This is a genomic window from Vibrio lentus, assembly GCF_002875945.1.
GTDB lineage: Bacteria > Pseudomonadota > Gammaproteobacteria > Enterobacterales > Vibrionaceae > Vibrio > Vibrio apostichopi.
Window position 1 is genome coordinate 1 of sequence record NZ_MCZK01000158.1, and the last position, 15,477, is coordinate 15,477.

Below are 15,477 nucleotides of genomic sequence, written 5' to 3' on the forward strand. Positions count from 1 at the left end.
AGGGCGCACCACTATTTAGGGTTTTCATTAATCCTGATGTTGAATGTTTAGTTTGGCTTTATTATCTCAAGCTTATGCTCAATATCGAAACCGTTGCGCCCTTAGCTCAGCTGGATAGAGTACCTGGCTACGAACCAGGCGGTCGGAGGTTCGAATCCTCCAGGGCGCACCACATTATTAGAGAAAGCCTCGTTTTTACGAGGCTTTTTTTATGCCTGCTGTAAATTTGTTGCAACAATGTTAAATTTAAGTTTTTTTAACTTGTTGTATTTAAAGTAATTCTTGATTGCTTCTTTGTTATTCTACCTTTCTCATATCATTTCTCCGAAAAGCCCCGTTTAAGTCACAGTTTAAATATCTAAAAATGACTCATTTGACAGATTTATGTGATCTGATAGGCGAATAATTAACCTTATGTGTGCGTTATCCGTAACAGAACCTTAAACAAAATTGACAAACTTTTACCAATCGAGATAATCCATGGGTCGGGATCACTATTCGCTGAAATCCTGCACCTATGTCAGGATGACGAAGAAAGGAAGCAACATGACTAATATTGGAAGCCTGCTAGGAGATGCAGCAACTCTAATGATAACGGGAATGTCCGTTGTCTTTATTTTCCTAACTATTCTAGTTTACCTCGTTCGGTTGATGTCAAAACTGGTACCAGAAGAAGTACCTGAACCGATCGCAGCACCTAAAAAAATTAAAAAATCACAATCAAACCCTTCTGCTGTTAGTCCACAGGTAGTGGCAGCAATTTCGGCCGCGGTTCACCAATACCGTGCGTCTACTGCTAAGTAGCATTTAAAGGATTAAAAAGGAGTTTATGAGCATGTCTAAACCACTAGCTATCACTGATGTGGTACTTCGTGACGCGCACCAGTCACTATTTGCTACACGTATGCGTATCGAAGATATGCTGCCTATTGCGGCAGAACTGGATAAAGTCGGTTACTGGTCTTTAGAGACTTGGGGTGGAGCGACGTTTGATTCGTGTATCCGTTTTCTTGGAGAAGATCCGTGGGAGCGTTTGCGTGAGCTAAAAAAAGCGATGCCAAACACACCAATGCAGATGCTACTGCGTGGTCAAAATTTATTAGGTTACCGTCACTACGCGGATGACGTAGTTGAAAAGTTTGTTGAACGTGCCCATAAGAACGGCATGGACGTATTCCGTATTTTTGATGCGATGAATGATGTTCGTAACTTTGAAACGGCAGTGAAAGCAACGATTGATGTTGGCGGCCACGCTCAAGGTACGTTGTCTTACACAACCAGCCCAGTTCACAACTCAGATACATGGGTTGATCTCGCTAAGCGCTTGGAAGACCTAGGCTGTCATTCACTATGTATCAAAGATATGTCAGGTTTATTAAAGCCTTATGAAGCGGAAGAGCTAATCACTCGTATCAAAGCGTCTTGTGATGTACCTCTAGCGCTGCATAGCCACGCGACAACGGGTCTATCAACCGCTACAGCCGTTAAAGCGGTTGAGGCTGGCATTGATATTCTAGACACCGCAATCTCTTCTATGAGCTGTACTTACGGCCATACGCCAACCGAAACGGTTGTTGCTATGCTAGAAGGCACAGAGCGCGACACCAATCTTAAGCTTGATCAGATCGAACCTATCGCGGCTTACTTCCGCGACGTACGTAAAAAGTACGCGAAATGGGAAGGTCAGCTAAAAGGTGTGGATTCTCGCATCTTGATTGCTCAAGTTCCTGGCGGCATGTTAACCAACATGGAAGGTCAGCTTAAAGAGCAAGGCGCAGCCGATCGTATGGACGAAGTGCTTGAAGAGATCCCGCGCGTACGTAAAGAGTTGGGTTACATTCCTTTGGTAACACCGACTTCTCAAATCGTCGGTACTCAAGCGGTAATCAACGTCTTAACTGGTGAGCGCTATAAGAGCATAACTAAAGAGACTGCGGGTTTGCTGAAAGGCGAATACGGTCAAGCTCCTGCTGAGGTTGATGCTGAACTGCAAGCGAAAGTGCTAGATGGTGCTGAGCCAATCACGTGTCGTCCTGCTGATTTACTTAAGCCTGAAATGGATACGTTAACGACGGACCTTTTAGAAAAAGCGAAATCAGATGGCATTTCTTTAGCTGAAGATACTGTCGATGATGTCCTTACATACGCACTCTTCCCACAAGTCGGTCTTAAGTTCCTTAAGAATCGCCGTAACCCTGAAGCATTTGAGCCTGCACCAACGTTAGAAACAGCGGCTCCAGTTGCGACAGCTCCGGTACAAGCTTCTGGTAGCATTGAAAGCTACAGCGTGAAGGTTGACGGGCAGGTTTATGATGTTGAAGTTGGCCCTCAAGGTGAACTGACATCGGTATCTCCATCAGCGAAACCAGCACAAGCGGCTCAAGCAGCACCAGCTGCGGCTTCTGATGCAGAAGCCGTTCCAGCTCCGTTAGCGGGCAACATCTTCAAAGTTATCGTTCAGCCGGGCGCTGAAGTGGCTGAAGGTGATGTGCTACTGATCTTGGAAGCGATGAAGATGGAAACCGAAGTTCGTGCTGCTCGTGGTGGTATCGTTCAAGAGTTGAATGTTAAAGAAGGCGATGCAGTTACTGTAGGCGCTCCACTACTAAGCTTAGCGTAAGGGAGTCCCATGGAAGGATTGATGACCTTATGGTCTGAAACAGGTATTGCTAACTTTGAGTTCGGCCAGATCTGTATGATGTTGGTCGGTTGCTTACTGTTGTTTTTGGCAATTCGTAAAGGATTTGAACCGTTACTTCTACTGCCAATTGGTTTTGGTGCCGTATTAGCAAACATTCCAAATGCTGGGTTTACTGATCCAGGTGGTTTGCTTTACTACGTTTACTACATTGGTATTGAAACGGGTATTTTCCCACTGCTGATCTTTATGGGTGTTGGTGCAATGACGGACTTCGGTGCGTTGATTGCTAATCCTAAAACGTTATGGCTAGGGGCTGCGGCTCAGTTTGGTATCTTCGCAACGCTATTTGGTGCGATCTTGCTGAACTATGTTCCAGGAATGGAATTTTCAATGGCTGATGCTTCGTCAATTGCGATCATTGGTGGTGCCGATGGCCCAACCGCGATCTTCTTGGCGAGTAAGTTATCTCCTGATTTATTAGGTGCCATTGCGGTAGCGGCTTATAGCTACATGGCGTTGGTTCCTATTATTCAGCCGCCAATCATGAAAGCGTTAACGACGCCTGAAGAACGTAAGATTAAAATGGCGCAGTTACGTCACGTTGGTAAAGCTGAGAAGATCCTTTTCCCGCTTGCTGTACTACTGATGACGATTCTGTTCCTACCTTCAGCAACACCTCTAGTGGGTATGTTCTGTTTAGGTAACTTAATGCGTGAAGCGGGTGTGGTTGATCGTCTTTCAAAAACAGCTCAAAACGAACTGATTAACGTCGTGACTATTTTCCTAGGTCTAGGTGTTGGTTCTAAACTTCAAGCGGATACGTTCTTAAACTTAGAGACACTGGGTATTTTAGGTTTAGGTGCGGTGGCGTTCAGTATAGGTACGGCGGGTGGCGTATTAATGGCTAAGCTACTTAATCGCTTCTCTAAAGAAGATATTAACCCATTGATTGGCGCAGCCGGTGTATCAGCGGTTCCTATGGCAGCTCGTGTTGTAAACAAGGTCGGTCTTGAGGCAAACCCTCAGAATTTCTTGTTGATGCATGCGATGGGGCCGAACGTGGCAGGTGTACTTGGTAGTGCGGTTGCCGCCGGTATTCTATTAGCACTAGTTGGCTAATGGACTGCTGGGTCATGTATCGTTACGTTAATTGGTCGTCAATTTACGAATGAGCGGTTAACTTCGCCTTATTAAATGGTTTATAGTCAAAGGGATGCTTTCGCATCCCTTTCTTTTTATCAATTAGGGTGTTTGCTCACTAGGGCTTTTATCAATCAAGGAAATGTGGAAATGGAAAACAAACAGATTGCGATTACTCAATTCGGCGGCGTCGAAAACCTAAGTATTCAAACCAGTGCTATTCCTGAGCCTAAAGCCGGGGAGGTCGTGGTTAAAGTTTCTTTTTCAGGCATTAATCCGATTGATGTCAAAACCCGTGCTGGCCTTGGTTGGGCTGCAGCACAGAACAAAGATAACCTTCCTTGGGTGCTTGGTTACGATATTTCAGGGCAAATTGTCACGCTAGGCGAACAGGCAGAGCGTTTTACTGTTGGTGATAACGTAGCCGGCTTTATTGGCTTCCCATTGCAAGGCGGCGGTTACAGCCAATATGTGTGTGTCCCAGAAGCGGCATTAAGCATGGTTCCTGATTCAGTGACTCTAGAAGCGGCAGCTGCATTACCACTAGCCAGCCAAACGGCAGCACAGGCACTCAACAAAGCTGAAGTGAAAGAGGGCGATCGCGTACTCATCTTAGCGGGCGCAGGCGGTGTTGGTCATCTAGCGGTTCAAATCGCAGTGGCAGCTAAAGCTGAGGTTTATACAACTTGTAGTGAAGCGAACCTTGATTACTTAGCAACGCTAGGCGCTCATGCGATTAACTATAAGTTTGCGCCAGCATCAGAAAGAGTATCTGATGTTGATGTGCTGATTGATTTGGTTGGTGGCGACACCGCTCTCGATGCATTGAAGTGTCTAAAAGATGGCGCGAGAGTCGTGACAGTCCCAACTTTATCTGCTGAATTGATCTGTGAAAAAGCAACATTATTAGGCTTTACTGCGTCAGGTATGCTGGTTGAGCCAAACCCAGAGCAAATGGACACCATGCTGTACATGGTCAGTGTCGGATTGCTCAAAACAGAAATTCAAGGGATCTACCAGTTAGACGAAGCGCAGTCAGCTCATCTACAGGTTGAAACCGGACATACCAGAGGCAAGGTACTACTTAAAATGCAAGAAGGTTGATAGGCAGTGCTAGAGTTTTTTAATTCTCTGTTTGAAAACATAGCGCTGTGGTTCTCTGACTCAGCGCTGTGGGTACTCTTCATTAGTGGCTTCTTGAGTGCCACGTTATTGCCCGGCGGTTCAGAGGCAAGCCTGGTTGCGGCATTGAGCTTGGATCAGTTTTCAACATCATCGATCATTTTGCTAGCGACACTTGGTAATACCTTAGGCGGCCTGACCAACTATTGGATTGGTTTGTGGTTGCCTAATCGAACTCAATCTGAAAAGCATGGTCATAAGGCTATGGCTTGGCTGAGCCGTTATGGTTACTGGACACTGTTATTTAGTTGGTTACCCATCATTGGTGATCCTTTGTGTCTGGCTGCGGGCTGGCTGAGAATGAAATTTATCCCTAGCGTTATTTTGATAGCGATTGGCAAAGCCGCTCGCTACACCTTACTTGCTGCTATCTACTTCGGTTTTTTCTAAGGAGAACCTATGAAAAAGGTTTTACTTGGTACATTTTCTCTTATCGCCATCGCTGGCTGTTCTTACAATGTACCTAGCTCAACCCCCTTCTTTTCTTCGCTACCTGAAGGTGTCACCTTATTAGAAGAAGTTAAGCCTTCTAAAGATAAAGTCGTGATTCCGTATGCGAAATATCAGCTTGAAAATGGCCTGACCGTGATTCTTTCTCCAGATGATTCAGACCCACTGGTGCATGTTGATGTTACTTATCACGTAGGTTCTGCACGTGAGCAGATTGGTAAGTCAGGCTTTGCTCATTTCTTTGAGCACATGATGTTCCAAGGTTCTGAGAACGTTGGTGACCAACAGCACTTTAAGATCATTACCGAGGCGGGTGGCTCGTTAAACGGCACCACCAACCGTGACCGTACCAACTACTTTGAAACCGTTCCTTCTAATCAACTTGAGAAAATGTTGTGGTTGGAATCGGATCGTATGGGCTTCTTGTTGGATGCGGTTTCTCAGAAGAAATTTGAAGTTCAAAGAGGCACGGTTAAGAACGAGCGAGCTCAAAGCTACGAAAATCGCCCTTACGGCTTGATGTGGGAACGAATGGGAGAAGCGCTTTACCCTGAAGGACACCCGTATTCGTGGCAACCAATCGGTTATGTTGAAGACTTAGACCGTGTGGATGTGAATGATCTTAAAGCCTTCTTCCTACGCTGGTATGGCCCAAATAATGCGGTGTTGACTATCGGTGGTGATATCGATGTTGATGACACGCTAGAGTGGGTTAACAAGTACTTTGGTCCTATCCCTCAAGGCCCTGAAGTTAAGGCTGCTGAGAAACAACCTGCAGTGCTGACTGAAGATAAGTACATCACCTTAAAAGATAATATTCGTCAGCCGATGGTACTGGTCGGTTGGCCAACGACGTATCGTGGTGAAGAAACACAAGCTTCGCTAAATGCACTGTCTAATGTTTTAGGTTCGGGTACCAACAGTTACCTATATCAAAACTTGGTTAAGACGCAAAAAGCGGTGAGTGCAGGTTCATTCCATGACTGTGCTGAATTGGCTTGTACCATGTATGTTTATGCGATGGGTGACTCTGGTAAAAAAGGTGATTTGACGGTTCTTAACAAAGAGTTGATGGATACCTTAGAACAGTTCTCGAAAGAGGGTGTTGAACAAGAGCGCTTAGACCAAATTACCGGTATGGCTGAAGCGGATGCGGTTTTCGCTCTGCAAAGTGTCAAAGGGAAAGTGTCACAGCTGGCGTCGAATCAGACCTTCTATGGTCAACCGGATCGTATTGAATCGCAACTCGATCAAATTCGAGCGGTAACACCCGAAAGCGTCAGTAAAGCCTACCAAGAATTTATTGAGGGTAAGCATAAGGTTACCTTGAGTGTTGTTCCTAAGAAGCAGCTCGATCTCGCGGTTCGTGAAGCTACATTCACCACTCCAGATCGTACGTTACCTGAATACGCTAAGGTCACTGAGGATCAGCTTGATTTCAGAAAAGCACCCAACACATTTGATCGCAGTGTGATGCCAGAAGTTAACTTTGGTGTTGAAGCGACCATGCCTGAGCTGTATCGCATGCACTTTGCGAATGGCACTGACTTGATTGGTACCGTGACCAGTGAAACGCCGACAGTACAGCTACAAATTCAACTGCCTGCAGGCGAACGCTATGTTCGTAAAGGGCAAGAAGGCCTAGCGAACTTAACGGCTTCTATGATGGAAGAAGGTTCGACGAAACGCACGGTTGAAGAGCTACAGGCGACCTTAGATAAGCTAGGTAGCAGTGTCAGCATTAGCGCTGGAAGTTATACCACGGATATCTCGGTTTCAACGCTAGAGAAAAACCTGCCTCAAACCTTAGCGATCGTACAAGAGGTTCTGTTTGAGCCTAAGTTTGATGAGCAAGACTTTGAACGCGTGAAGAAGCAGATGCTTGAAGGTGTTGTCTATCAGCATCAACAACCAAGCTGGATGGCTTCTCAAGCAACCCGTGAAGTGCTATTTGGTGACAGTATTTTTGCTCGAGCAAGCGATGGTACGAAAGCGTCTCTATCGCAACTTACCTTAGATGACGTGAAAAAATTCTATGGCCAACATTACACACCAGAAGGTGCCAATATTGTTGTTGTGGGAGACATCTCGAAGAAAGAGGTGGGGAAACAGCTACAATTCTTTGAACAGTGGCAAGGCGATGCGGCACCACTAACGCGTCCGCAGATCATCAAAGAGCTTTCAGGACAACATCTGTACTTAGTAGATAAACCAGGTGCGCCACAAAGTATTGTTCGTTTGGTGCGTAAAGGTTTACCTTTTGATGCGACGGGTGAGTTGTATTTGAGCCAGTTGGCTAACTTCAATTTAGCCGGTAACTTCAATAGCCGTATCAACCAGAATCTACGTGAGGATAAAGCCTACACTTACGGTGCGAGCGGTTACTTCGCGAGTACACGTGAAACTGGTGCGGTAGTATTTAGTGCTCAAGTGAGAGCCAATGCGACGGTTCCATCGATTCAAGAGTTTATCTCAGAGCTAAATGAATTTAGTCAGAGTGGATTAACTGACGAAGAGGTGAAATTTATGCGCCTTGCCGTCGGTCAACAAGATGCGCTTAAATACGAAACACCAAGTCAAAAGGCCGGGTTGTTGAGTAATATTGTTGCGCTGAGCCTTGACGAAGATTACCTGCAACAACGTAATCAGATAGTTGAAACGGTCTCAAAAGAGACGTTAAACGAGCTATCTAAGAAATGGTTTGACCCGAATGATTATCAAATAATTGTTGTTGGTGACGCGGCTTCGCTTCGTCCTCAACTAGAAAAGTTAGATATTCCAATAGAAGAGCTTGAAATCATTCGTTAGAGTACACATTAAAGGGGGAGGGAAAAGACTCTATTTTTCTCCTCCGACCTAATTTATGATAGTTCTAATCAGAACGATATAAGATAAGTGAACTAAATTTTGACTGATTTTGCTGCGCGACTAAAGCAAGTTGCAACCAACCCTAAGACCTTCTCTCAATTTGGTCGTGGTGTTGAAAGGGAAACGTTACGCTACACGGAAGATGGGCATCTTGCGACTGGGCCGCACCCAAAGGCTTTGGGATCTGCGTTGATGAACGGATGGGTAACGACCGATTTTTCTGAGTCGCTACTGGAGTTTATTACGCCTGTTTCTAACGACGTCCCGACGCTTTTGAATCAGTTGTCTGATATCCATCACTTCACACAAACCAAGTTAGATGGCGAAAAGATGTGGCCTCTTTCTATGCCTTGTTATGTAGGCAGTGAAGATTACATTCAGTTAGCGCAATACGGCACCTCTAACAACGGCAAGATGAAGACGCTATATCGTGAAGGCCTAAAACGTCGTTACGGTAGCCTGATGCAGATTATTTCAGGTGTTCACTTCAACTTCTCTTTCCCGGATAGTTTTTGGGATAGCCTGTTTGGAGAGCAAACCGAAGAAGCGCGTTGTGAATCTAAGTCCGATGCTTACTTTGGTTTGATTCGTAATTATTACCGTTTTGGCTGGTTAATTCCTTATTTCTTCGGTGCTTCACCTGCACTATGTCCTTCTTTCATCAAAGGAAGAGAGACAAAGCTACCTTTTGAAAAGATTGGCGAGACGCTGTATCTGCCAAAAGCAACGGCGCTACGTCTGAGCGATCTTGGCTACACCAACAGTGCTCAAAGTGTATTGAAAATTGGCTTTAATAGCCTAGACCAGTACCTAGAGGGATTGAACCAAGCGATTCGCACACCATCGGAAGAATTTGCTGAAATCGGTACTAAAGTTGATGGTGAATACCGTCAGTTGAATAGCAATGTTCTTCAAATCGAGAACGAGCTTTATGCGCCAATTCGTCCTAAGCGTGTTGCTAAAAGTGGTGAGAAGCCATCTGAAGCACTAGCTCGTGCTGGTGTCGAGTACATCGAGGTTCGCTCTTTAGACGTAAACCCATTCAGCTCAATTGGTATCAATGAGCAACAAGTTCGCTTCTTAGATTTATTCCTAACTTGGAGTGTGTTAACTGACTCTGCTGAGATGGATAACTGCGAACTTGAATGCTGGCGTGATAACTGGAACAAGGTGATCTTAGAAGGTCGTCAAGTTGGTTTAGAGCTGAAAATCGGTTGTGATGGCGAAAGACTGTCTCTGCAAGACTGGGCGAAGCGTGTCTTCAAAGACCTACGCTCTATTGCCGAAATGATGGACGCAGAGCAAGGTGGCCGTGCATACCAAGAAACATGCGATACGCTTGAAACTTGGATCGATAACCCAGAATTAACGATTTCTGGTCAGCTACTTGAAGAGACTAAAAGATTAGGTGGTTTGGGTAAAGTCGGTTGTGCGCTAGGAAAAACCTACGCTCAACAACACAAAGCACACCAATATAAAGTTTACTCAGCCGAGTTGATGGAAGCGGAAGTTCAACGCTCAATGATTGCTCAGCAACAAAGTGAAGAAGCAAGCGCGCAAGATTTTGATAGCTTCTTAACGGATTATTTTTCGTATTTAAAAGCATAGCGAGACTTCGGTGGAAAGGAAGCAAGCCTTATTAGGCCCGTCCACTCGTGTAAGTGGAAAGTGGCTGCCCGTAGTGACTGTTGGTGTTGTCTCTAGCCTATTGGTTGGCTGTGCAACACCACCGCCTAAAGAGCAAAGTAACATCTGTAGTATCTTTAGAGAGCACCCTTCGTGGTACGAAGATGCGTTAGATATGCAAGAAGAGTGGGGAACGCCCATCAACGTAGCGATGGCTTTTGTTAAACAAGAGAGTAGCTTTCGTCATGATGCGCGCCCACCAAAAGACTACATTTTGGGTTTCATTCCATGGGGTCGTGTGAGCAGTGCTTATGGTTATGCACAAGCTCAAGATCCTGCTTGGGAAGATTTCCAGAAGGCAACCAACAATGGTGGTTCAAGAACCAACTTTGACGATGCACTGATGTTTATTGGCTGGTACACCAGCGAGACGCGTCGTCAGCTAGGGGTTTCACTTTGGGACCCATATAACCAGTACTTGGCTTATCATGAAGGTCGCGGTGGTTTTAAGCGTAAATCGTATAACAGCAAACCATCTTTGATTAAGGTGGCCCGCAAAGTCGAGCAGCAAGCAAAAGATTATGGCTGGCAACTTAAACAGTGCCGCAAAGAACTAGAAGACAATCGAAGTTGGTTTTTCTAAAGCCAACCGTCATGGAGAATAGCAATGCCTTTATTAGATAGTTTTACTGTTGATCATACACGCATGAACGCCCCGGCAGTTCGTGTTGCGAAAACAATGCAAACCCCAAAAGGGGATACCATCACGGTATTTGACCTGCGTTTTACTGCACCAAACAAAGATATCCTATCTGAAAAAGGTATCCATACTCTAGAGCATCTATATGCTGGATTCATGCGTAATCAATTGAACGGTTCAGATGTAGAGATCATCGATATTTCACCGATGGGTTGTCGCACTGGTTTCTACATGAGCTTGATTGGTACGCCTTCAGAGCAACAAGTCGCAGACGGTTGGTTAGCAGCAATGCAAGATGTGCTGAAAGTTGAGAATCAAAATAAGATCCCTGAGCTGAACGAATACCAATGTGGTACTGCGGCAATGCACTCTTTGGATGAAGCGAAAGATATCGCCAACGCGATCATCGCTGCTGGTATCTCTGTAAACAAAAATGATGAACTGGCACTGCCAGAGTCGATGCTTCAAGAGCTTAAAATCGACTAGTCATTGTTAGTTCACTTTGAATACGCTTCACTCTAGATACATCCTACTTTAGAGAAAGAGCGAGTTAGATACTAAAAGGCCCGGTTCAATGAACCGGGCCTTTTGTTTTTTTTTCGAGTCGCGATTACCCGTTAGCTACCTGTGGAAACACGCGTACTAGCTTGATGCGGTTTTCTTCGAGTTCAACGATTTCCATCGGATGACTGGCAACCTCAACACTGAGGTGACTTTCTGGGATATCTTCTAGATGTTCTAATATCAGGCCATTGAGTGTTCTTGGGCCGTCAGTTGGCAATTTCCACTGCAAGCCTTTGTTTATATCTCGGATATTGGCGCTGCCTTCAATCAAAAAGCTACCATCACTCTGTGGAGTGATCTCTTCAGATAAGCTCGGTGCAATAGAAGTCGTAAATTCGCCCACGATCTCTTCAAGAATATCTTCTAGCGTGACCAAGCCGTTGATATCGCCATACTCATCGACGATCAAGCCAATGCGCTGTTTGTTGCGTTGGAATTTAAGCAGTTGAATGTTGAGTGGCGTCGCTTCAGGAATAAAGTAGATTTCATCTGCGGCACGCAGCAGTGTCTCTTTATTGAACTCGTTCTTTTCAAGCATCAAGCGATAAGCTTCACGCAGCCTCAGCATACCAACCACTTCATCTATCTGATCGCGGTATAGCACGACACGACCATGAGGAGAGTGAGTGAGCTGACGGACGATCGATTTCCAATCATCATTGATGTCGATGCCGGTGATCTCATTACGCGGCACCATGATGTCATTCACGGTGACGTGCTCTAAATCTAGAATAGACACCAACATATCTTGGTGACGCTGAGGTATCAGGGTTCCCGCTTCATTTACTACGGTTCTAAGCTCTTCAGAACTCAAATGGTCGGTCGCATCATGACTGGCTTTGACACCTAGGATACGTATGAAACCGTTAGTAATAAAGTTAACCAAGATAACCAGTGGCGACAGCACCTTCATCAGTATCATTAATAGAATACTGCTGGCGTAAGACACTCGTTCTGGGAAAAGTGAGGCGATGGTTTTTGGGGTAACCTCAGCAAATACGAGGATCACTAGGGTTAGGGCTCCGGTTGCGATTGCAACACCGATATCCCCATAGATACGCATACCAAGAATCGTAGCGATCGCAGATGCAAGAATGTTGACGAGATTGTTGCCGATGAGAATGAGGCCGATCAATCTGTCTGGGCGACTCAGAAGTTTTTCTACGCGTTTGGCACCTTTATGGCCCGTACTGGCTAAGTGCTTTAAACGGTAGCGGTTCAGGGACATCATGCCCGTTTCAGAACCAGAGAAATAACCAGAAATTACGATGAGACACGCGAGTAGCGCAAATAAGATACCCGTTGATATGTCGTCCAAAACTATTCTTTTCCTATTTGTGTATCTTGATTAATTTATGACCGAACATGGTCGAGATGTCAATTGAATCTAACGGACTCAATATTTTAAAGGCAAGGTGTGTGAGACCTTGCCTTTATTTTACAGACTAATTCAGGATGATTTCCTGAACGAAGCGGCTACCGAAGTAGGCTAATGTGAGCATGCTGGCGCCAGCAAGGGCGAACCAAGTGACTTTCTGTCCACGCCAACCTTTTTGATAATGACCCCAAAGAAGGATGGAGTAGATAACCCAAGCAATAAAAGACAACACGGCTTTGTGCGCCTTTCCTTGAGCAAACATATCTTGTACGAAGATAAGGCCAGTCAGCAAGGTACCAGTTAATAAACCATTACCGATAAGAATGATCTTGAAAAGTTGTCTTTCCACCATCATTAATGGAGGTAGGTTAGGGTTTATTACTAACGCTTTTTTCTTTTTAAGTTTGTGATCGAGCCACGCGAGTTGCAGAGCATATAGCGCGCCGATAGTCAGTGTCGCGTATGAGAAGAGCGCCAAAGAGATGTGCACAAGCAGTTTTGGGTCATTCTCTAGATGTTTGATGAAGGTGCTCGGAAGAAAAGTGGCAGCCATCAAATTAAGCGCAGCGAAGCTATAAACGACGGGCAAGATGAACCACAATCGGGTTTTGAGCATAGCACCGCTCATCACCAAAGAGATGATTAAACTGATCAATGAAGCAACGTTCAAGATACTGAGGTTTTGGCCACTGGCATTAAAGATTAAATCGCCAAGCAACCAAGCATGGAAAGCTAAAGCAAGTAATGCGCTGATAAACACCGTTTTTACACGGATTCCTGTTTGGTGCACGAGACCTGGAATGATCGTGGAAATCGCTATTGTATAAAGAAAGGCTGCTGCGATCGCAATAAGACTGTCCATGGTATCCATTTAAATGATTACTAATTGACGAATTATACCTTGCATCGCTCTTTGGGGCTATGGTGAACCTCACTCAATTCCAAGGGAACAATGTCTCACATCACAAGCGTGGATGATTAACGCTCTACAACGGGTATGACTCTAATCCACGCTAATGTATACTCACAGTAATAGTCGCAGGATTGAGCGAAGAGAAAACTATGTTTGATAATTTAACGGATCGTCTATCCAAAACGCTGAAGAATATCAGCGGTAAAGGTCGTCTGACCGAAGACAATATTAAAGAGACGCTGCGTGAAGTACGTATGGCGCTACTTGAAGCCGACGTTGCACTGCCAGTTGTCCGTGATTTTGTTAAGCGCGTAAAAGAAGGCGCTGTGGGTGTTGAGGTATCTAAATCTCTAACACCTGGCCAAGAATTCATTAAGATCGTTCAAGCTGAACTTGAAGCTGTGATGGGCGAGTCCAACGAGGCTCTTGACCTAGCAGCACAACCGCCAGCAGTTATCTTAATGGCGGGTCTACAAGGTGCGGGTAAAACCACATCGGTAGGTAAACTATCTAAGCTCCTGACTGAGCGTGACAAGAAGAAAGTTTTGGTTGTGTCTGCCGACGTTTACCGTCCAGCGGCGATCAAACAGCTTGAAACCTTAGCAAGCGATGTTGGTGTCGACTTCTTCCCATCTTCAGCTGACCAAAAGCCTCTTGATATTGCAAACGCTGCAATCGACCACGCGAAGAAGAAATTCTACGACGTTCTAATTGTCGATACTGCTGGTCGTTTGGCTATCGATGAAGAGATGATGGGCGAGATCAAAGAGCTTCATACTGCAATTAACCCAGTAGAGACACTGTTCGTTGTTGATGCAATGACAGGTCAAGATGCTGCTAATACTGCAAAAGCCTTTGGCGATACGCTACCACTTACCGGTGTTATCTTAACGAAAGTGGATGGTGATGCGCGTGGTGGTGCTGCACTGTCTGTTCGTCATATCACGGGTAAACCAATTAAATTCTTGGGTGTCGGTGAAAAAACTGACGCACTAGAACCGTTCCACCCAGATCGTGTTGCTTCTCGTATCCTTGGTATGGGCGACGTACTGTCTCTTATTGAAGACCTACAGAAAAACGTTGATACCGAGAAAGCAGAGAAACTGGCTAAGAAGTTCAAAGAGAAGAAAGGTTTTGACCTTGAAGACTTCCGTGAACAGCTAGGACAAATGCAGAACATGGGCGGCATGATGGGCATGATGGATAAGCTTCCAGGCATGTCTCAGTTACCGGACAACGTAAAAGACAAAGTTGATGACAAGATGTTTAAGCAAATGGAAGCGATCATCAACTCTATGACAATGAAAGAGCGCCAGCGTCCTGACCTAATCAAAGGCTCACGCAAGAAGCGTATTGCTGCAGGTTCTGGTACTCAAGTACAAGATGTAAACCGTATGCTGAAACAGTTCACTCAAATGCAGAAGATGATGAAGAAAATGCAGAAGGGTGGAATGAAAGGCATGATGCGCAACATGCAAGGCATGATGGGCGGCGGTGGAGGTATGGGCGGAATGGGTGGTGGTTTTAACCCGTTTGGCCGATAATCTACAAATGTAAGCTTTAGCTACGTTACTTTTCATAGTGTTAGCCGTGTCACAGAAAGTGTACGGTGGCTATGTTGGTGAAAAAATAGCTAAAGCCCTTGCATTGCACCGGAATAAGAGTAAAATTCCGGGGCTTTAATTTGGCACGAGACCCCAAGCTATTTACTTATACTTGGGGTTAATTATTTTATTAAGAAAGCAAAGAGGACGACATGGTAACCATTCGTTTGGCACGTCACGGTGCAAAGAAGCGCCCATTTTATCAAATCGTAGTTGCGGATAGCCGTAACTCTGTAACTGGCCGTTTCATCGAGAAAGTAGGTTTCTTTAACCCTACTGCTCAAGGTCAAGAAGAAGGTCTACGTCTAGACCTAGATCGTGTTAACCACTGGGTTGGTCAAGGCGCATCTCTATCTGACCGCGTAGCTAAGCTAGTTAAAGACGCTCAAAAAGCGGCTTAATTCTTTTTTA

General features: G+C 45.2%; 13 protein-coding genes and 1 tRNA gene. 12 read left to right on the forward strand and 2 right to left on the reverse strand.

The features are described from left to right. Positions 1 to 95 precede the first annotated feature (95 nt). From BCT49_RS19820 to luxS, 10 genes are all read left to right on the forward strand, one after another. Positions 96 to 172 (forward strand) — tRNA-Arg (locus BCT49_RS19820). Positions 173 to 546: 374 nt separating this feature from the next. Beyond that, positions 547 to 804, forward strand: coding sequence for an oxaloacetate decarboxylase subunit gamma (locus tag BCT49_RS19825; protein ID WP_010435831.1), 258 nt, complete (start codon positions 547 to 549; stop codon positions 802 to 804). Positions 805 to 835: 31 nt separating this feature from the next. Next, the gene (gene oadA / locus BCT49_RS19830) at positions 836 to 2,620 is read left to right on the forward strand and encodes a sodium-extruding oxaloacetate decarboxylase subunit alpha (RefSeq protein WP_102437660.1); all 1,785 of its coding nucleotides are present in this window, start codon (positions 836 to 838) and stop codon (positions 2,618 to 2,620) included. A 9-nt stretch (positions 2,621 to 2,629) separates the two neighbouring features. Next, positions 2,630 to 3,760 (forward strand): sodium ion-translocating decarboxylase subunit beta, encoded by a 1,131-nt coding sequence (locus BCT49_RS19835; RefSeq protein ID WP_004735495.1) that lies wholly within the window; start codon positions 2,630 to 2,632, stop codon positions 3,758 to 3,760. A gap of 171 nt (positions 3,761 to 3,931) precedes the next feature. After that, positions 3,932 to 4,885 carry an NADP-dependent oxidoreductase gene (locus tag BCT49_RS19840; RefSeq protein ID WP_102437662.1) on the forward strand — a complete coding sequence of 318 codons (954 nt, stop codon included), beginning with the start codon at positions 3,932 to 3,934 and terminating at the stop codon, positions 4,883 to 4,885. 6 nt (positions 4,886 to 4,891) lie between these two features. After that, on the forward strand, positions 4,892 to 5,353 hold the full coding sequence (locus BCT49_RS19845; RefSeq protein WP_102437664.1) for a YqaA family protein: 462 nt from the start codon (positions 4,892 to 4,894) through the stop codon (positions 5,351 to 5,353). 9 nt (positions 5,354 to 5,362) lie between these two features. Next, positions 5,363 to 8,221 (forward strand): M16 family metallopeptidase, encoded by a 2,859-nt coding sequence (locus BCT49_RS19850; RefSeq protein ID WP_102382997.1) that lies wholly within the window; start codon positions 5,363 to 5,365, stop codon positions 8,219 to 8,221. A gap of 99 nt (positions 8,222 to 8,320) precedes the next feature. Then, positions 8,321 to 9,889, forward strand: a complete 1,569-nt coding sequence (gene gshA, locus BCT49_RS19855) for a glutamate--cysteine ligase (protein WP_102437666.1) — start codon at positions 8,321 to 8,323, stop codon at positions 9,887 to 9,889. 10 nt (positions 9,890 to 9,899) lie between these two features. Next, positions 9,900 to 10,550: a hypothetical protein gene (locus BCT49_RS19860; RefSeq protein WP_102437668.1), complete on the forward strand. Its 651-nt coding sequence runs from the start codon at positions 9,900 to 9,902 to the stop codon at positions 10,548 to 10,550. A gap of 24 nt (positions 10,551 to 10,574) precedes the next feature. Then, on the forward strand, positions 10,575 to 11,093 hold the full coding sequence (gene luxS, locus BCT49_RS19865) for an S-ribosylhomocysteine lyase (protein WP_017079953.1): 519 nt from the start codon (positions 10,575 to 10,577) through the stop codon (positions 11,091 to 11,093). A gap of 124 nt (positions 11,094 to 11,217) precedes the next feature. Here the strand turns inward: luxS and BCT49_RS19870 are convergent, their stop codons facing one another. Together BCT49_RS19870 and BCT49_RS19875 are read right to left on the reverse strand one after the other, a co-directional pair. Further along, positions 11,218 to 12,489, reverse strand: a complete 1,272-nt coding sequence (locus BCT49_RS19870; protein WP_102437670.1) for an HlyC/CorC family transporter — start codon at positions 12,487 to 12,489, stop codon at positions 11,218 to 11,220. Between the two features lie 127 nt (positions 12,490 to 12,616). Then, positions 12,617 to 13,411: a cytochrome C assembly family protein gene (locus BCT49_RS19875; protein WP_102437805.1), complete on the reverse strand. Its 795-nt coding sequence runs from the start codon at positions 13,409 to 13,411 to the stop codon at positions 12,617 to 12,619. Between the two features lie 200 nt (positions 13,412 to 13,611). Here BCT49_RS19875 and ffh point away from each other — a divergent pair, with 200 nt between their 5' ends. Then, the gene (gene ffh, locus BCT49_RS19880; RefSeq protein WP_029223244.1) at positions 13,612 to 15,006 is read left to right on the forward strand and encodes a signal recognition particle protein; all 1,395 of its coding nucleotides are present in this window, start codon (positions 13,612 to 13,614) and stop codon (positions 15,004 to 15,006) included. Positions 15,007 to 15,218: 212 nt separating this feature from the next. Continuing rightward, positions 15,219 to 15,467 carry a 30S ribosomal protein S16 gene (gene rpsP / locus BCT49_RS19885; RefSeq protein WP_004735508.1) on the forward strand — a complete coding sequence of 83 codons (249 nt, stop codon included), beginning with the start codon at positions 15,219 to 15,221 and terminating at the stop codon, positions 15,465 to 15,467. Positions 15,468 to 15,477: the final 10 nt, after the last annotated feature.